We start from the raw sequence: 18,197 nt of genomic DNA, 5'->3' as shown, positions 1-18,197 counted from the left end.
CAGGAGGTGCGTTGCGGGAACGCAACGCGGGGCGCCGTACGTTCCTCGTACGGCGCCCTTCTCCATGCGTAGAGTTGCGCGCACGCCAACCGACAAGATCGACCGATACGAGGCCCCCACCGTGCGCCGACGCTCACTTCTCCTTGCTGTTCCGGCCGGCCTGCTGACGCTGGCCGGGTGTGGTGACGACAAGAAGGCCGACAAGGCCAAGTCCAGCGACAGCCCGTCGCCTTCCAACTCGACCTCGGCCGCGCCGACGGCGAAGATCGTGGACGGGCCGGTGCCCGAGATCACGAAGGGGAACAAGTTCGGCCAGAAGCCGACGGTCGCCAAGGGGTCCGGGAAGCCGTCCTCCGACCTCGCGGTCAAGACCCTGATCGAGGGCAAGGGCGCCGAGGTGAAGAAGGGCGACTACCTCCAGGCCAACTACCTCGGCCAGATCTGGGCCACGGCCAAGGTCTTCGACAACTCGTACGACCGCGGTAACCCCACGGTCTTCCCGATCGGCGTCGGTCAGGTCATCCCCGGCTGGGACCAGGCCCTGGTCGGCAAGAAGCTCGACAGCCGTGTGGAGCTCGCGATCCCCCCGAAGATGGGTTACGGCACCGAGGGCAACAAGCAGGCGGGCATCAAGGGCGACGACACGCTGGTCTTCGTCGTCGATCTGGTGGGCACCTTCAGCGCCAAGAGCTCGGCCAAGGGCAAGGAGGTCGCGCAGTCCAACATCGACCTCCCCAAGGTCGGCACGAACACGGACGGCAAGGCCCCCTCGATCGACGTCCCGAAGAAGAAGGACGCCCCCAAGAAGCTCGTCGCGAGCTACGTCCTCGAGGGCGACGGCGACGAGATCAAGGAGACCGACAGCCTCCTGTGCCAGTACAAGGGCGTGCTGTGGGCCGACGGCAAGGAGTTCGACTCCTCGTACAAGAGCGGCCAGCTCGCGCAGTTCCAGCTGGCACAGGTCGTCAAGGGCTGGGCGCAGGGCCTGACCGGCAAGAAGGTCGGCAGCCGCGTCCTGATCGTCGTCCCGCCGGAGCTCGGATACGGCGACCAGCCGCCGCAGGGCAGCACCATCAAGAAGGACTCCACGCTGGTCTTCTCCGTGGACATCCTCGCGAAGATGTAACACTGTCCCAGCTGGCCATTCGTAACAAGCAGGAGCAAGTGACGTGAGCATCGACAAGCCCGAGATCGACTTCCCCGACGGTCCGGCCCCCTCCGACCTCGAGATCGTGGACATCTGGGAGGGCGAAGGCCCGGAGGCCAAGGCGGGCGCCACCGTCTCCGTCCACTACGTGGGCGTGGCTTTCTCCACCGGTGAAGAGTTCGACGCCTCCTGGAACCGCGGCACCCCGCTCCAGTTCCAGCTGGGCGCCGGTCAGGTCATCGCCGGCTGGGACCAGGGCGTGCAGGGCATGAAGGTCGGCGGCCGGCGCAAGCTGACCATCCCGTCCCACCTCGCGTACGGCGAGCGTGGCGCCGGTGGTGGCCGTATCGCGCCCGGCGAGACGCTGATCTTCGTCTGCGACCTCGTCGGCGTCTGAGCGACGACTGAGGCCAGGGTCTGATCAGACCTGTCCACCGAGGGTCCATGCCTGTTACGGCATGGGCCCTCGGCTTTTCGCAAGACACCCCTGGGCGGTACGGTCAGCGGTCGGAAGCACTGTTGAGAAAGGGCGTCGATGGCCATTGCCAAGGCCGAGCGGCTGATGAACCTCGCGCTGTGTCTGCTCGGGACGCGGCGGCCGCTCAGCAAGCGCGAGCTGCGCGAGTCCATCGAGGCCTATCTGGAGGCGGGGTCCGACGACTCCTTCAACCGGATGTTCGAGCGCGACAAGGACGATCTGCGCGAACTCGGCCTGGTCATCGAGACGGTGGAGAACCTCGACGGCGAGGTGGGCTACCTCGCGCGCCGTGACAGCAACCGCCTGCCGCCCATCACCATCGACGCCGAGGAAGCCGCAGCGCTCGGCCTCGCGGCCAAGGTCTGGCAGCAGGCGCGCCTCGCCGGAGCAGCCAGCGGCGCCCTGCAGAAGCTGCGCGCCGCCGGACTGCCCGAGGACCTCGACCCGTACGAGGCGCACAGCGCCCTGGAGCCGCGGATCCCCGTGCACGAGGCGTCCTTCGAGCCGCTGATGCTCGCCTGCCGCGACCGCCGCCCCGTCGTCTTCGACTACCGCAAGGCCACCGCCGCCCGCCCCGAGCAGCGTCACGTCGAGCCGTGGGCGCTGGAGTGCTGGCGCGGCCACTGGTACCTCGCGGGGTGGGACCGTGACCGCGGCGCCGAGCGCGTCTTCCGGCTCTCCCGCATCACGGGGAAGGTCCGCGCCCGCGCCGGCAAGTTCACCGCCGACATCCCCGATGTGGTCACGGTGCGCGAGACCGTCGCGAGCTGGGCGGGGGAGAGCGCCGACCGCTCGGCCCTGATCCGACTGCGTACGGGCGCGGGCTATCCGCTGCGCGCCAAGGCCGCCCAGATACGTGAAGTGGGCGAGGGGTGGGACGAGTTGGAGATTCCGTACGGGCACGGGCTCGATGCCTGGCTGGTGGAGTTCGGGCCCGATGTGGTGGTCCTGGAACCCGCCGAGCTGCGGGCCGACGTGATGGACCGGCTGCGCGCCGTGGCCAAGGGCTGAGGGGACGTACAGACCATGGCCTCGAACGCCATCGACCAGACCCGGCGGATGCTCTCCCTGGTGACCTATCTGCGTGAGCGCCCCGGCGCCCACGTCAGCGACGTCGCCCGAGCCTTCGGGATCACCGAGGACGAGCTGATCTCCGACCTGGACGTGCTGCCGCTGTGCGGGACCAGCTTCCGCGGCGGCGACCTCCTGGACATCGACACCGACGGCGACCGCATCTGGTGGCACAACCCGGACGACGTGGCGGCCCCCCTGCGGCTCGCCGCCGACGAGGCCACCGCTCTCCTGGTGGCCGCACGCGCGGTCTCCACGCTTCCGGGGCTCCGCGAGAGCGACCGGCAGGCGCTGCTGCGCGCCACCGCGAAGCTGGAGACGGCGGCCGGTGAGAACGCGGTCGCCAGCGCGCGGCTCTCGGTGACCTTCGAGTCCGAGGGCGGTGTCTTCGCCGAGGTCGACCGCGCCATCTCCGAGCGGCGCCGGCTCTGGCTGCGCTACTACTCGCCCGCGCGCGACGAGCTCACCGAGCGCGAGGTCGACCCGATCCGGCTCTTCGCCGTCGGGCACACGTACATGGAGGCGTGGTGCTACCTCTCCGAGGCGCGCCGCACCTTCCGCCTCGACCGGGTGGCCGAGATCAGGATCCTGGACGAGCCGTCCGCGCCGCCCGAGGTCGAACTGCGTGATCTCTCCGAAGGGCTCGTGCAGCCCGCCGCGGAGGACCCCGAGGTGGTCATCGAGGTGGGGCCCGGCGGCCGCTGGGTCGCCGAGTACTACCCCCACGACGCGGCCGATGAACTTCCCGACGGCGGCCTGCGGATCACGCTGCGCACCCCGGACCCCACCTCGCTGCGGAGGCTAGCGCTGCGGCTCGGCGGGGACGGGCACATCGTCTCCCCGGCGGATCTCGCGGACAGCGCACGGCAGGCGGCACGCGAGGCACTGGCGGCCTATGACCGGCACCCGGGCGGGGCGGACCGACACGCGGACCGGCACCCGGACGGGTCGTACGACAGGCAGGAGCAAGGGCGTTGAACACCAGCCTTATGTCCGAGATTCCCGGAATGTCGAGAATCGCCCCCGTGCTCTTCAAGGCCGCCTGCCCCGACTGCCGCGCCCGCTTCGAACTCTCCGCGGGTGCCCTGCGGTTGGCCATCGGCGCCTCGGCCCGCACCACCTTCTACTCGTTCACCTGCCCCGAGTGCGGCAACGCGGTGCGCAAGCCCGCGGGCGAGCGCATCGTCGAACTGCTCACCGGCGGCGGGGTGCGGACACTGCGTCTGCACTCGACCGTCTAGGCTCGGCGCATGTTCTGGGCGATGCTGGCGATCGCCGCGGGGTTCTGTGGCCTCGCGGTGCTCGGCGTACTGGCGATTCGGGTCTTCATAGAGGCGCAACGCCTCAGCACTCAAGTGACGCAGACCACGCAGCGGATCAATCGCGCGGCGGAGGATCTCGAGGCGGCGGCGACGGGTGCGGCCCGCGCGAGCCGGGATGTCCTGTAGTTCCTGTGCATCCGCTCGGTGCCGCTGAGACGCGCATCGAGACCGCGGCCTGTCAACTTCCCTTGTCCGGAAGGTACGCTGCTGACGTAGCCCGGAGTGCGAGGCGCGGGCCGCAACTGGGGGTACGCACAGGGATTGCCCTGCGTTCACCCCTGAGCGTTACGATCGCTGTCAGCACGGTGGCCGGACAGCAAGTCCGACCTGTCCGGCAGCCCCGCCCCTGCCGCCTCGGTGAGAAGGTAAAGACGTATGTTTTCCGGAAAGATCGGCGCCCCCGAGATCATTCTCATTCTCGTCGTTGTCATTCTGCTGTTCGGCGCGAAGAAGCTTCCCGACATGGCCCGGTCGCTCGGCAAGTCCGCGCGCATCCTCAAGAGCGAGGCCAAGGCGATGAAGTCCGACGGCAAGAAGGACGAAGCCGCCCCGGCCGATCCGCCCGGCGACCCCTCCGCCGCTCAGCCGCGCACCATCCAGGCCGCGCCCGGCGACGTGTCCAGCTCCCGCCCGGTCACCGAGCCCACCGACAGCACCACACAGCGCTGATCCAAGGCCGGCGACGGCCGGCCTGCCGCACGAGATGAGGACGTGGGTTGCTCAAGTCTGCCCGCAAGAAGGAACAGGATCCCGAGGGGCGGATGCCGCTTGCGGAGCACCTGCGCGAGCTCCGCAACCGGCTCGCGAAGGCCGTGCTGGCCATCATCGTCGTCGCGATCGTCGCTGCCTTCTTCTACAAGGACATCATCGAGTTCTTCACGAACCCGATCCTTAGCTCCGTCGGGTGCGAGTCGAGCTTCGCCGAGCTGGCGGACAAGGGCGGCGAGGAGACCTGCGCGCGCATCGTGCTGAACGGTCTGATCACGCCGTTCACGCTCGCCCTGAAGATCTCCCTGATGGCCGGTGTGGTGCTCGCGTCGCCGATCTGGCTGTACCAGCTGTGGGCCTTCATCGCGCCGGGCCTGCACAAGGGCGAGAAGAAGTACGCGTACGCGTTCGTGGCCGCCGGCTTCCCGCTGTTCATGGGCGGCGCGTTCTTCGCGTACAAGACGCTGCCGACGATGGCACGCGTGCTGCTGGAGTTCTCTCCCGTCGGCGTCGACAACCAGCTGCCCCTTGACGAGCTGATCGACCTGGTCACCCGCATGGTGGTCGTCTTCGGTCTCTCCTTCGAGCTGCCGCTGCTCCTGGTGATGCTCAACCTCACCGGAGTCATCACCGGCAAGCGCATGCTCGGCTGGTGGCGCGGCATGATCATGGGCATCACGGTCTTCGCGGCCGTGGCGACGCCCAGCACGGACCCGCTGACCATGATGGCCCTCGCCGGACCGATCTGGGTGCTCTACTTCGCGGCCACCGCCTTCTCGCTCCTGAACGACCGGCGCAAGGCCAGGATCGAAGCGGCCAAGCCCGGTGACGACGAGGCGTCCGACCTCGACCTGACGCCCGAGGACGTCGGCGAGATCGAGCCCGTGTCCGCGAACAGGGCACTGCCCGAGCAGGCGAGCGGCGACGGCGTGACCCGAGACCGAGTGAACGGTTTCGACGACGTCACCTGACCTTGTAGGGTCCTCCCGCACACTTCGTCCGGGGGGACCCCTAGTGACCAGCGAGATCACACTCTTCGTCAATCCCACCGCGGGCCGCGGCCGGGGCGCCCACGCGGCGCAGCCGGCCGCTTCCGCGTTGCGCGCCGCGGGGTACTCCGTGCGCACGGTCATCGGCGAGGACTCCGCCGACGCGCTGCGCCGGGCACGCGATGCCGTCGATGCCGGTACGGGCGCGCTGATAGCCGTCGGCGGTGACGGCATGGCGAGCCTCGCGCTCCAGGCCGTCGCTCGGACGACGACACCCCTGGGGGTGATCGCCGTGGGCACCGGCAACGACTTCGCGCGTGCCCTCGGGCTCCCGGTGCGCGACCCGGCCGCCGCGGGGGCGGTCATCGCCGACGCGCTCGACGCGGGGCGCACACGCGACGTCGACCTGGGGCGGGTGGGCAAGACGTGGTTCGGCACGGTGCTCGCATCCGGCTTCGACTCGCGGGTCAACGACCGGGGCAACCGGATGCGCCGGCCCACCGGACGCTTCAAGTACGACCTCGCGATGGCCGTGGAACTGGCCGCCTTCCGGCCCATCCCGTTCCGGATCACGCTGGACGACGCCCAGGTCCACGAGATCGACGCGACGCTCGTCGCCGTCGGCAACGGATCCTCGTACGGCGGGGGCATGAAGATCTGCGCGCGGGCCGACATGAGCGACGGCCTGTTCGACGTCACGGTCGTCGGCGACTGCAGCCGTACGACGCTCCTGAAGGTCTTCCCGCGGGTCTACAAGGGCACGCACCTCGACCACCCCAAGGTCACCGTGTTCCGGGCCTCGAAAGTGGAGCTCGCCGCCCCGGGCGTCACGGGGTACGCGGACGGGGAGCAGCTCGGCGGGCTTCCGCTGAGGGCGGAGTGCGTGCCGGGGGCCGTGCGGGTGCTCGGGCCAAAGGGGCCGCAGGAGCCGTAAGGCAGATAATGATCGTCCGTTGTCAGTGGTGGCCGGTAGGCTCGAAAGCACGATGACAGAGGACCTCTCACCGGCCGAGCGGTATGCGGCGGCGCGCGAGCGCGCTGTCGAGCAGGCCACCGCACTCGCTGGCTTCCGCGAGATGTACGAATTCGGCCTCGACCCCTTCCAGATCGAGGCCTGTCAGGCACTCGAGGCGGGCAAGGGTGTGCTCGTGGCCGCCCCCACGGGTTCGGGCAAGACGATCGTCGGCGAGTTCGCCGTGCACCTGGCCCTGCTGCAGGGCAAGAAATGCTTCTACACCACGCCCATCAAGGCGCTCTCCAACCAGAAGTACGCCGACCTCTCCAAGAGATACGGCGCGGACAAGGTCGGTCTGCTGACCGGCGACAACAGCGTCAACTCCGATGCTCCGGTGGTCGTGATGACCACCGAGGTGCTGCGGAACATGCTGTATTCGGGCTCGCAGTCGCTGCTTAACCTCGGCTATGTCGTGATGGACGAGGTGCACTACCTCTCCGACCGCTTCCGTGGCGCCGTCTGGGAAGAGGTGATCATCCACCTCCAGGAGTCGGTGACGCTGGTCTCCCTGTCGGCGACCGTCTCGAACGCCGAGGAGTTCGGTGACTGGCTGGACACCGTGCGCGGCGACACCCAGGTGATCGTCTCGGAGCACCGGCCCGTGCCGCTGTTCCAGCACGTCCTCGCCGGACGCCGGATGTACGACCTCTTCGAGGAGGGCGAGGGCCAGCGCAAGACCGTCAACCCCGACCTCACGCGCATGGCGCGGATGGAGGCCAGCCGTTCGTACAACCCGCGCGACCGCCGCAAGGGCAAGATGGTCCGCGAGGCCGACCGTGAGCGCGAGCGCAGACAGCGGTCGCGGATCTGGACGCCGGGCAGGCCCGAGGTCATCGACCGGCTCGACTCCGAAGATCTGCTGCCCGCGATCACCTTCATCTTCAGCCGCGCGGCCTGCGAAGCCGCCGTGCAGCAGTGTCTGTACGCGGGACTGAGGCTGAACGACGAGGCCGCCCGGGCCCAGGTCCGCGAGATCGTCGAGGAGCGCACGGCCGCCATCCCGGACGAGGACCTGCACGTCCTTGGCTACTACGAATGGCTGGAAGGCCTGGAGCGGGGCATCGCCGCGCACCACGCGGGCATGCTGCCGACCTTCAAGGAAGTCGTCGAGGAGCTCTTCGTGCGCGGGCTCGTGCGTGCCGTCTTCGCCACCGAGACGCTCGCGCTCGGCATCAACATGCCCGCGCGCAGTGTGGTGTTGGAGAAGCTCGTCAAGTGGAACGGCGAGCAGCACGCCGACATCACCCCCGGTGAGTACACGCAGCTGACCGGCCGTGCGGGGCGGCGTGGCATCGATGTCGAGGGCCATGCGGTGGTCCTGTGGCAGCGCGCCATGAGCCCGGAGCACCTCGCGGGCCTCGCCGGCACGCGTACGTACCCGCTGCGGTCCAGCTTCAAGCCGTCGTACAACATGGCGGTGAACTTGGTCGAGCAGTTCGGGCGGCACCGTTCGCGTGAGCTCTTGGAGACGTCCTTCGCGCAGTTCCAGGCCGATAAGTCGGTCGTCGGGATCTCCCGGCAGGTGCAGAAGAACGAAGAGGGCCTTGAGGGCTACAAAGCCTCGATGACCTGTCACCTGGGCGACTTCGACGAGTACGCGCGCCTGCGCCGCGAGCTGAAGGACCGGGAGACCGAGCTCGCCAAGCAGGGCGCCAACCAGCGCAGGGCGGCGGCGGCCGCCGCCCTGGAGAAGCTCAAGCCCGGTGACGTCATCCACGTCCCGACCGGGAAGTACGCGGGCCTTGCCCTCGTCCTGGATCCGGGGATTCCCGCGGGCCGGGTCAACGGCCACCGCGGCTTCGAGCACCAGGATGGGCCGAGGCCTCTGGTCCTCACTGCCGAGCGGCAGGTCAAGCGCCTGGCCTCGATGGACTTCCCGGTGCCGGTCGAGGCGCTCGAGCGGATGCGCATCCCGAAGTCGTTCAACGCGCGCTCGCCGCAGTCGCGCAGGGACCTGGCGTCCGCGCTGCGCACGAAGGCCGGGCACATCGTGCCGGAGCGGCACCGCAAGGGGCGCGCGGCCGCCGCCGACGACCGGGAGATCGCCCGGCTCCGTACGGAACTGCGGGCGCATCCCTGCCACGGGTGCGACGAGCGGGAGGACCACGCGCGGTGGGCCGAGCGCTACTACCGCCTGCGGCGGGACACCGTGCAGCTGGAGCGGCGCATCGAGGGGCGCACGAACACCATCGCGCGGACCTTCGACCGGATCGTCGCGCTGCTCACGGAGATGGACTACCTCCGGGGTGACGAGGTCACCGCGGACGGCAAGCGGCTCGCCCGGCTCTATGGGGAGCTGGACCTCCTTGCGAGCGAATGCCTGCGGGAAGGCGTGTGGGAGGGGCTCAGCCCGGCCGAACTGGCCGCGTGTGTCTCGGCGTTGGTGTTCGAGGCCCGGATGGCGGACGACGCGCTCGCCCCCAAGATGCCCTCCGGGAAGGTGAAGGCCTCCCTCGGCGAGATGGTGCGGATCTGGGGACGGCTCGATGCCCTGGAGGAAGAGTTCAAGATCAACCAGGCGGAAGGGGTCGGGCAGCGGGAGCCGGACTTCGGCTTCGCCTGGGCGGCGTACATGTGGGCGTCCGACAAGGGCCTCGACGAAGTGCTTCGGGAGATCGAGATGCCTGCCGGGGACTTCGTGCGGTGGTGCAAACAGGTGATCGACGTCCTTGGGCAGATCTCGGCGGCTGCTCCCCGCGAGGGCTCGACCGTGGCCAAGAACGCCCGCAAGGCCGTGGATCAGCTGCTGCGGGGTGTGGTGGCGTACAGCTCTGTCGGCTGACGACGACTGACGCCGACTGATGTCGGCGGGGCGGGCCCGGGGGTTTTCATCCCCCGGGCCCGCCCCTTTTTCGTATCCAGATCCGCCTGTTCGACGCCATCACTCCACGTGTTCGATTGATCGCCACGCGTGTAAATGGAGCCGAGTGTATGCCCGTGGGTGAGCCCGCTGCAGAGGGTTGCTGAATATGACTCGGCGATGATTCCGGCGGACTAAGCTCGCCCGGAGCGCGGCGAGTTGAAACGAGTTGCGATAGATTCGCGCGCTTGTTCCCAGATCTTTCGATTGTTCGCATACGTCTCCAGCTCCCAACTCCCCGTAATCTCCCCCCATTTCCCAGCATCACCCCCCATTCCTCCCCCAAGACAAGTGTTCAGAGGGCATACATGGTGAGTGTTCAATCGCCTCCCGGTGGCCGAGAAGTCCCTTACGCACGTGTGCTGTTGCTGCCCGCCATGCTGATGGCCGCGGCCACCGGAGCCGCCGTCGCAGCGGTAACGGAACCCGCCCGCATCGCGGTGGGCTGGTGCGGCGCCATCGCGACCCTCGTGGTGATCGCGGTCGGTGCCGAAGCCGTGCGTCGCGGCCGGACCATCCGGGAGTTGCACACCCAGCACGCGCAGCGGCTCGCATTCCTTGAGCGGCGCATCGCGGCCCATGACGACGAGACCATCCGACTGGGCAGGGAGATCATCCCTGAAGCCGTCTTCCGGCTCCGGCAGGGCGAAGCGCCCTCGGAAGTCATCCGCAATCTCGTCGACGCCGACGAGTCCTTCTCCGAACTGCCGCATTCGCAGCGCAAGTTGCTCCGGAACGTCCTGGACACCCTGGACTCCGGAGAGGCGATGCGCGAGTCCTCGCAGCGCGCCTTCGTCAACATCGCCCGGCGCGTCCAGGCCATCGTCCACCAGCAGTCCGCGGAACTGCGTGAGATGGAGGAGTTCCACGGCCGCAACCCCGAGGTCTTCGACGACCTGCTCCGCATCGACCACGGCACCGCGCTGATCGGCCGCCTCGCCGACTCGATCACCGTGCTCGGCGGCGCCCGCCCCGGACGCCAATGGCCCAAGCCCGTACCGCTGTTCAGCGTGTTGCGCGGCGCCATGTCCCGGATCCTGGAGTACCAGCGCGTCGATCTGCACTCGATCGCCAAGGTCGCCATCCGCGGCACGTCCGTGGAGCCGCTCATCCACGCCTGCGCCGAGCTCCTCGACAACGCCACGCGCTACTCGCCGCCGCAGACCCGCGTGCACGTCACCGCCGTCGAGGTGCAGACCGGCATCGCCGTAGAGATCGAGGACGGCGGCGTCAGCCTCAGCGAGGAGGCGCGGGCACGGGCCGAGCGCATGCTCGCGCAGGCCCAGGCCGGCTTCGACCTGAACGACCTCGGCGAGAGCCCGCGCCTCGGCATGGCCGTCGTAGGCCGGCTCTCGCAGATGTACAACTTGCAGGTCTCGCTGCGCCAGTCCGCGTACGGCGGCGTCCGCGCGGTGCTCATCGTCCCGCACGAGATGATCACCGCCGGGCCCGCCCCCGGCCTCGCACACGGCATCGGCGCCTCCGCGGTGCCCCGGGTGAACTCCGAAGGCGTGCCCATCGAGGAGGCCGTCGGCATCCGGCGCAAGAAGCCCCGCGTGATGACGGCAGGCCCCCCGCTCTCCAAGTCGCTCGGCGCGGCCATGGAGGACGACATCCCCGAGGTCACCGAGTGGACGTCGAACGGTCTGCCGCAGCGCCGCAGCCGGGTCCGCACCCCGCTGAGCGAACGGCTCGCGCAGGAGGCCGCGGACGCGAAGTACGCCGCGCAGCGCGCCCAGTACGCCCAGCAGGCGGCCGCACCGGTCGTACCGGAACCGGCGAAGGAGAAGAAGGAGGAGAAGGAACCCGGCCTCTGGATCGAGGCCTTCATGAAGGGCGTCAACGGCGACGACTCCGCAGCCGATGACCCGTTGTACCCCAAGGGCCACAGCGAGAACGACCACGGCACCGCCGACAGTGCCGACAACGCCGACGAGGGGGGCTGGAAGTGATCCAGCAACGGGCCAATTTCGACTGGATGCTCAAGGAGCTCGCCGACGGCGTGCCGCAGACCCGGCAGATCGTGGTGCTCTCCGCGGACGGCCTGCGCATCGCGCGCTACGGCGGCGACCCCGACGCCGCCGACCGGATCGCCGCCGCCTGCGCGGGACTTCAGTCCCTGGCCGCCGCGGTGGCCACCGAGATCCCGCGGAGCGACGGCGGGATGCGCATGGTGATCATCGAGATCGACGGCGGCTACTTCTATCTGATGGCCGCGGGAGCCGGCGCGTATCTCGCCGTGCTCGCCGACGAGACCGTCGACGCGGGCCTCATCGGCAACCGCATGCGGGACCTGGTCGTCCGGATCGGCGCCCATCTGACGAGCCCGCCCCGGCGAGACGGGCAGGCCGTATGAATCCTCCGCAAGGCGAGCACCCCTCCCACCGAGACGACCCTCCCCAACGGCAGCGGCGCAGCCCGGAGAACCCCGAGCGGCTCTACATCCTGACCGGCGAGGACACGGAGCGGGCACCGCTCGACCTCGTCACGCTGATCGTCGCGCACGGCGAGGCACCGCCCTCCGCGGAGCCGGAGCACTCCGTAGTCCTGCGGCTGTGCAGCACGCCGCTGTCCGTCGCCGAGCTCTCCGCCTACCTCGCGCTGCCGTTCAGCGTGGTGACCGTCCTGCTGACGAAGATGCTCGGGGCCGACCTGGTACAGGCACGGGCGCCGATCGTCCGCTCCACGCTCCCCGATCGTTCCCTCCTCGAAGCGGTGATGCATGGACTTCAAAAGCTCTGACACGATCACCGGGCCCAGCAGCGAGGACGTCCTTCCGCACACGGCCACGGCCGCCGTGAAGGTCGTGATCGTGGGCGGGTTCGGGGTCGGCAAGACGACGATGGTCGGCTCGGTCAGCGAGATCCGTCCGCTGACCACCGAAGAGACCATGACCCAGGCCGGCATCGGCGTCGACGACAACTACGGCTCGGAGACCAAGACGGCCACCACCGTCGCGATGGACTTCGGCCGGATCAGCATCACCGAAGAGCTGGTGCTCTATCTGTTCGGCACCCCCGGCCAGGAGCGCTTCTGGTTCCTGTGGAACGGCCTCTTCGAAGGGGCGCTCGGCGCTGTCGTCCTCCTCGACACCCGGCGCCTGGAAGTCAGCTTCGACGTGATCGGCCGCCTGGAGGAGCGGGGCGTGCCCTTCGTCGTCGCCGTCAACGACTTCCCCGACGCGCCCCATCACTCGATGGAGACACTGCGCCGCGCCCTCGACCTGGACGAGGACGTGCCGATGGTGAAGTGCGACGCCCGGCAGCGCGCGTCCAGCCGGGACACCTTGCTGACCCTCATGCGGTACCTGCACACCCTGACCGTGGCCCGCGTCTGACACCTCACCTCACCTCACCCGCAACCCCGGAATCTCTTCCGCGACCCCGGAGCGACGAACGTGACGACTCCCTCCCACTCCCACCTCGGCACGGACGACCCGGCCATGCCGCCGCCCGGCTGCCCCGCGCACGGCCTCGGCCCCGGCGGCCTGCGCCGGCTTTTTGGACCCGAGGCGGACACCGACCTCGCGGGCGTCTACGAGAAGCTGCGCGCCGAGCACGGAGCGGTGGCCCCGGCCCTGCTGCACAACGACGTACCCATCTGGGCGGTCCTCGGCCACAGCGAGAACCTCCACATGGTGCGCACCCCCTCGCAGTACACCCGCGACTCGCGCCAGTGGCGGGCCGTCCTGGACGGCTCCATGCGCCCCGACAACCCGCTCGCCCCCGTCGTCACCTGGCAGCCCATGGCCAGCTTCGCGGAGGGCGACGAGCACCAGCGGCTGCGCGGCGCGGTCACCGGCGCCATGGCGGGCCTCGACCACCGGGGCATCCGCCGCTACATCAACCGCTACAGCAACCTCCTGCTCAACGACATCTGCCAGGACGGCCGCGCCGACCTCGTGAGCGGGTTCGCCGAGCATCTGCCGATGATGGTGATGTGCCATGTCCTCGGCATGCCCGAGGAGTACAACGAGCGGATGGTGCAGGCCGCCCGCGACATGATCCGCGGCACCGAGACCGCCATCGCGAGCAACGCGTACATCATGGACGCGCTGATGCGCTTGGTGGCCCGGCGCCGGGCGCAGGCCGAGGAGGACTTCACCAGCAACCTCATCGCGCAGCCCGCGCAGCTCACCGACGACGAGGTCGCCGCGCACCTGCGGCTCGTACTCATCGCCTCGTACGAGGCCACGGCCAACCTCATCGCCAACGCCCTGCGCATGGTCCTCACCGACCCGCGCTTCCGCGCCCAGCTCAGCGGCGGCCAGATGACGGTGCCGGAGGCGGTCGAGCAGTCGCTGTGGGACGAGCCGCCGTTCAGCGCGATGATCGGCTACTTCGCCAAGCAGGACACCCAGCTCGGCGGCCAGAAGATCAAGAAGGGTGACGGTCTGATCCTCGGCATCGCGCCGGGCAACGTGGACCCCGTCGTACGGCCGGACCTGGCCGCCAGCATGCAGGGCAACCGGTCCCATCTGGCGTTCAGCGGCGGCCCGCACGAGTGTCCGGGGCAGGATCTCGGCCGTGCCATCGCCGACACGGGCGTGGACGCGCTGCTCATGCGCTTCCCGGACGTGGAACTCGACGTCGAGGAGCACGAGTTGAGGTGGAACTCGTCGATCCTCTCCCGGCACCTGGTCGCGCTTCCGGTGCAGTTCGCGCCGCGGCCTCCGCAGGACGTGATGGCGCGGCCCATGGCGCGGGTGCCGGGCGCGCGCAACGACTGGCAGGTGTCGTCCCCCGCGCCGCGGCCCGCCTACCCCGCGACGCCGGCGCCCCAGCCCGTGGCGCCGCCCGCCCCGCCGCCGCCCGCGCCGGAGCCCGTACCGGCCGCGGTGTCCGTGCCGCGGCAGGGGGTGTGGCGGCGCCTCGTCACCTGGTGGCGGGGCTACTGACCGCCACCGCCCGCTGACGGGTTCGCCCAGCTGTCGTACGAGGTCCAGGCGCCCAACTCACGTGCGCTGACGAAGCGATGGTCGGCGCCCGTGACGGGGTCCGTGAACTCCAGTACGCGGGCGAGCAGTTGCAGGGGCTGCCGGAAGTCGCCCGGCGGCACCGGCCCTGCCACCACCGGGTAGACCGGATCGCCGAGGATCGGCAGGCCCAGCGTGTTCATGTGCACGCGCAGCTGGTGGGTGCGGCCGGTGTGCGGGGTGAGGCGGTAGCGCGCCAACTCGCCTTTGCGTTCGGCGAGTTCGATATGGCTCTCGCTGTTGGGCTCGGCGCCCGGGACCTCGTACGCGGCGATGATGCCGCGCTCCTTGACGATGTGGCTGCGCACGGTGCGGGGGAGTTCGATTCCGGGGTCGTGGGCGGCCACGGCCTCGTACTCCTTGCGCACCCGCCGCTCGCCGAACAGCGTCTGGTACGCGCCGCGTTCCTCCGGCCGCACGGTGAAGAGGATCAGACCCGCGGTGAGCCGGTCCAGACGGTGCGCGGCGCCGAGCGCCGGGATGTCCAGCTCCCTGCGGAGCCGGGCGAGCGCGGTCTCGGTGACGTGGCTGCCGCGGGGCATGGTCGCCAGGAAGTGCGGCTTGTCGGCGACGACGATGTGCTCGTCGCGGTACACCACGTCGATGCTGGACGGCACCGGGACCTCGTCCGGCAGATCCCGGTGGAACCACACGAAGGTGCCGGGCACATAGGGAGCGTCCGGAGCCACGGGAAGCCCGTCCACGCCGACGATCAGCCCGTCCCGCAGCATCCCGTCGATCACTTCGGGCCCGGCCCTGAGCCGCTCGACGAGATGATCCCGTACGGTCGCCCACGCTCCGCCGGCGGGCAGCTTGATCCGCATGGGGTCGACGCCCTGCCGCTGCGGCAGGGGAGAGGGCGGGATGCGGGGCTTACGGGTCACAACCGGCAAGAGTACGGGGCCTGGCGTGGGCGCTTCGCCAGGTCAGGAGCCCTCTTGGACGCGGGCGTGCAGATGCATGTCGTGCCAGCCGTCCGTGTGCAGCACCGCGCTCCGTTTGGTGCCCTCCGGCGCGAAGCCGGCCTTGAGCGCGACACGGCAGGAGGCTTCGTTGGCCGTGGCGTGGGTGAGTTCGAGGCGGTGCAGACCGAGTTCGCCGAAGGCCCAGTCGGTCAGCGCCGTGAGGGCGCGCGGGGCGATGCCCCTGCCGCGGGCCGACGGCATGGTCCAGTAGGCGACTTCGGCCTGTCCGTCGGCGAGCACGATCAGGCGCAGCGATATCCGGCCCACCACCGCGTCCGTCGTGGCGTCGGCGATGGCCCAGTGCGCGTCGCGCTCCTCGGACCAGGCCTTGAGCCAGCCGTCGATCCAGCCGCGGGTCTCGTCGACGGAATCGGCCTCGCGCGCGTGCCAGCGCTGGATCACCGGGTCCTGGAACGCCTCGTACACGGCAGGCGCGTCGTGGGGCGCCCAGGGGCGCAGGACCATCCCTCCCGGGACGGGGATGACGGACTGTTCCTGTTGGGCGAGGGCACCTGCGGCGACGACGTCCGGGATCTTGTAGGGCATGGGGGCATGGTGTCAGCGGCCGACGGTGGAGGGAACGGGTTTTCGGGGCCCCGACAGGCCGCGGGGAACTGCGCGACCAGCCCCCACCGGCGGGCGGATGCGGATGGTCCCGCACCGGGGTGGTCGTCCAGGTTCACCGGGGCGGCCACCCCGTCACTGTGCAGCCGAGGGCAACGTTTCCTGCTCTGCCTCGACCTCCGCGTTCCAGTCGCGCTTGGATGCCTGCCAGCCGTCCTCGTTGTGGCCGAGGCGCCAGTAGCCGGAGATCGAGAGGCGCTCGCGCGGCACCTCGCGCTCCATGCGGAGATAGCGGCGCAGTTCCTTCACGAACCCGGCCTCGCCGTGCACGAACGCCTGCACGTCGCCCGCCGGGAAGTCGAGGGAGCGTACGGCCTCGACGAGGGCCTGGCCCACGGGGCGCTGCCCGCGGTGCAGCCACGTGATCTCCGCGACGGAGCTGATCTTCTGCTCCTCGTCCGCGTCGGCGACCTCGACGAAGGTGTACGCCTTGGCGCCGTCGGGCAGTGCCTCCAGGGCCGCGGCGATCGCGGGCAGCGCGCTCTCGTCACCGGCGAGCAGATGCCAGTCGGCCTCGGCGTCCGGGGCGTACCCACCGCCGGGACCGAGGAAGCGGACCGTGGCGCCCGGCTGGACGCGCTTGGCCCACGGGCCCGCAAGGCCCTCGTCGCCGTGGATGACGAAGTCGACGGCGAGCTCACGGGTCTGCGGGTCCCAGGAGCGCACCGTGTACGTGCGCGTCACGGGCCACTGGTCGCGGGGGAACTCCTCGCGGATCCGCTGGATGTCGAACGGCTCGGGGTACGTGACGCCCTCGGCGCCGAAGAGCAGTTTCACGTAGAGGTCGGTGGAGTCGCCCGCCGTGAACTCGGCGAGGCCCTCGCCGCCCAGGACCACGCGCTGCATGTGTGGGGTGAGGCGCTCGGTGCGCACCACCTGGGCGACGTGGGTCTTCGGTGCCTTGCGTGCCGGTCGTTCTGCCATGGCGGCGGCCTCCCCTGATCAAATGTTGCTTAGGCTTACCTAAGCTAACACCTCACCCCTGGAGAGTCGTGAGCAACCGCTTCAGTGCTCCGCCCAGGTTCCACCGCGCGGCCAGCTCGTCCAGGGCCGCGGGATCACGCGGTTCGCCCGGCAGCGCGAGGTCCACGTCCGGCAGCGGTACGTCGCCCGCGACGCGGACCACCGTCGGCGCGACGGCCACATACGCGCGGGATTCGTCGAGCCGCTTGCGCTGGGAAGGCGTCAGCTTGCTCGTCCGGTCGTCCACCGCGGCCATGATTCCGGCCAGATTTCCATACGCGTCCAGGAGCTTGGCCGCCGTTTTCTCGCCAATGCCGGGCACGCCGGGCAGGCCGTCGCTGGGGTCGCCGCGCAGCAGGGCCAGGTCGACATAGCCGGAGCCGTCCACCCCGTACTTCTCGCGGAGCCAGGCCTCGTCCGTGAGCTGGAGGGAGCCGACGCCCTTGAGGGGGTAGAGGACGCGGACGCCCCGGGCGTCGTCGACCAGCTGATAGAGGTCGCGGTCGCCGGTGACGATGTCCACCGGTCCCGTGGCGCGGCCGGCGTACGTGCCGATCACGTCGTCCGCCTCGTACGACGGCACGCCCACGCGGGCGATGCCGATGGCGTCCAGGACGTCCTCGATGATCGGGACCTGCGGGGAGAGGGTGTCCGGGGTCTCCTCGACGTCCGGGCCCGGCTCGATCTCCTCGGCGACGCGATGCGCCTTGTACGAAGGGATCAGCTCGACCCGCCAGTGCGGCCGCCAGTCCGCGTCCATGCAGGCGACCAGGTCGTCGGGACGGTGGTCCTGGACGAGCCGGGCGATGAAGTCGAGCAGGCCGCGCACCGCGTTCACCGATGTGCCGTCCGGGGCCTTCATGGAGTCGGGGACCCCGAAATAAGCGCGGTAGTACAGGGACGCCGTGTCGAGCAGCATGAGCCGTCGCGTTCGCTGAGTCACCTTCGCATCATGCCGCACGGCACTGACAGCGGACCGGGTCCGGCTCCGTCCAGGCGTTGTTTCCGCCCCGGTGGGCAGAGGCCTGATCACAGCGCATTCCGGTCGACAGAAGTGAATGGAATGTGAACTGGAACACT

19 protein-coding genes are annotated in these 18,197 nt (G+C 69.8%); 15 read left to right on the top strand and 4 right to left on the bottom strand.

Translation table 11 applies throughout. The features are described 5' to 3' along the window. Window positions 1-121 precede the first annotated feature (121 nt). From E5671_RS12440 to E5671_RS12370, 15 genes are all read left to right on the top strand, one after another. Entirely contained in the window at window positions 122-1,126 is a 1,005-nt protein-coding gene (locus tag E5671_RS12440) for an FKBP-type peptidyl-prolyl cis-trans isomerase (RefSeq protein WP_160510147.1), read from the top strand. Between the two features lie 43 nt (window positions 1,127-1,169). Next, complete coding sequence (locus tag E5671_RS12435; RefSeq protein WP_160503972.1) at window positions 1,170-1,544, top strand: FKBP-type peptidyl-prolyl cis-trans isomerase; 375 nt, start codon at window positions 1,170-1,172, stop codon at window positions 1,542-1,544. Between the two features lie 138 nt (window positions 1,545-1,682). Then, the gene (locus tag E5671_RS12430; RefSeq protein ID WP_160503970.1) at window positions 1,683-2,636 is read left to right on the top strand and encodes a helix-turn-helix transcriptional regulator; all 954 of its coding nucleotides are present in this window, start codon (window positions 1,683-1,685) and stop codon (window positions 2,634-2,636) included. Between the two features lie 15 nt (window positions 2,637-2,651). Continuing rightward, on the top strand, window positions 2,652-3,674 hold the full coding sequence (locus tag E5671_RS12425; protein ID WP_160503968.1) for a helix-turn-helix transcriptional regulator: 1,023 nt from the start codon (window positions 2,652-2,654) through the stop codon (window positions 3,672-3,674). Window positions 3,675-3,685: 11 nt separating this feature from the next. Beyond that, window positions 3,686-3,937 carry a hypothetical protein gene (locus E5671_RS12420; protein ID WP_160510146.1) on the top strand — a complete coding sequence of 84 codons (252 nt, stop codon included), beginning with the start codon at window positions 3,686-3,688 and terminating at the stop codon, window positions 3,935-3,937. Between the two features lie 9 nt (window positions 3,938-3,946). After that, window positions 3,947-4,144 (top strand): hypothetical protein, encoded by a 198-nt coding sequence (locus E5671_RS12415; RefSeq protein ID WP_160503966.1) that lies wholly within the window; start codon window positions 3,947-3,949, stop codon window positions 4,142-4,144. A gap of 249 nt (window positions 4,145-4,393) precedes the next feature. Continuing rightward, window positions 4,394-4,687: a Sec-independent protein translocase subunit TatA gene (tatA, locus tag E5671_RS12410; RefSeq protein WP_160503964.1), complete on the top strand. Its 294-nt coding sequence runs from the start codon at window positions 4,394-4,396 to the stop codon at window positions 4,685-4,687. Between the two features lie 47 nt (window positions 4,688-4,734). Continuing rightward, on the top strand, window positions 4,735-5,697 hold the full coding sequence (gene tatC / locus E5671_RS12405; RefSeq protein WP_160503962.1) for a twin-arginine translocase subunit TatC: 963 nt from the start codon (window positions 4,735-4,737) through the stop codon (window positions 5,695-5,697). Between the two features lie 43 nt (window positions 5,698-5,740). After that, window positions 5,741-6,649, top strand: a complete 909-nt coding sequence (locus E5671_RS12400; protein ID WP_160503960.1) for a diacylglycerol kinase — start codon at window positions 5,741-5,743, stop codon at window positions 6,647-6,649. Between the two features lie 52 nt (window positions 6,650-6,701). Continuing rightward, on the top strand, window positions 6,702-9,512 hold the full coding sequence (locus E5671_RS12395) for a DEAD/DEAH box helicase (RefSeq protein ID WP_160503958.1): 2,811 nt from the start codon (window positions 6,702-6,704) through the stop codon (window positions 9,510-9,512). A 386-nt stretch (window positions 9,513-9,898) separates the two neighbouring features. After that, window positions 9,899-11,542, top strand: coding sequence for a sensor histidine kinase (locus tag E5671_RS12390; protein ID WP_202121091.1), 1,644 nt, complete (start codon window positions 9,899-9,901; stop codon window positions 11,540-11,542). Beyond that, window positions 11,539-11,946, top strand: coding sequence for a roadblock/LC7 domain-containing protein (locus tag E5671_RS12385; RefSeq protein ID WP_160503956.1), 408 nt, complete (start codon window positions 11,539-11,541; stop codon window positions 11,944-11,946). Before E5671_RS12390 ends, E5671_RS12385 begins: the two co-directional genes overlap by 4 nt. Then, window positions 11,943-12,332, top strand: coding sequence for a DUF742 domain-containing protein (locus E5671_RS12380; RefSeq protein ID WP_160503954.1), 390 nt, complete (start codon window positions 11,943-11,945; stop codon window positions 12,330-12,332). Before E5671_RS12385 ends, E5671_RS12380 begins: the two co-directional genes overlap by 4 nt. Next, entirely contained in the window at window positions 12,313-12,927 is a 615-nt protein-coding gene (locus E5671_RS12375) for a GTP-binding protein (protein ID WP_160503953.1), read from the top strand. Before E5671_RS12380 ends, E5671_RS12375 begins: the two co-directional genes overlap by 20 nt. 60 nt (window positions 12,928-12,987) lie before the next feature. Continuing rightward, on the top strand, window positions 12,988-14,487 hold the full coding sequence (locus E5671_RS12370; protein WP_443032601.1) for a cytochrome P450: 1,500 nt from the start codon (window positions 12,988-12,990) through the stop codon (window positions 14,485-14,487). On the opposite strand, the gene E5671_RS12365 is transcribed toward E5671_RS12370, so the two are convergent. From E5671_RS12365 to E5671_RS12350, 4 genes are all read right to left on the bottom strand, one after another. Beyond that, on the bottom strand, window positions 14,481-15,449 hold the full coding sequence (locus E5671_RS12365; protein WP_443032600.1) for an RluA family pseudouridine synthase: 969 nt from the start codon (window positions 15,447-15,449) through the stop codon (window positions 14,481-14,483). The genes E5671_RS12370 and E5671_RS12365 overlap by 7 nt on opposite strands. Before the next feature lie 42 nt (window positions 15,450-15,491). Further along, on the bottom strand, window positions 15,492-16,076 hold the full coding sequence (locus tag E5671_RS12360) for a GNAT family N-acetyltransferase (RefSeq protein ID WP_160503951.1): 585 nt from the start codon (window positions 16,074-16,076) through the stop codon (window positions 15,492-15,494). 153 nt (window positions 16,077-16,229) lie between these two features. After that, window positions 16,230-17,078, bottom strand: coding sequence for a siderophore-interacting protein (locus tag E5671_RS12355; protein ID WP_160503949.1), 849 nt, complete (start codon window positions 17,076-17,078; stop codon window positions 16,230-16,232). A gap of 52 nt (window positions 17,079-17,130) precedes the next feature. Continuing rightward, window positions 17,131-18,036, bottom strand: coding sequence for a 5'-3' exonuclease (locus tag E5671_RS12350; protein ID WP_160510143.1), 906 nt, complete (start codon window positions 18,034-18,036; stop codon window positions 17,131-17,133). Window positions 18,037-18,197: the final 161 nt, after the last annotated feature.

The organism is Streptomyces sp. BA2, assembly GCF_009769735.1.
Taxonomy (GTDB): domain Bacteria; phylum Actinomycetota; class Actinomycetes; order Streptomycetales; family Streptomycetaceae; genus Streptomyces.
This window is presented reverse-complemented; position numbering and strand designations above follow the sequence as displayed.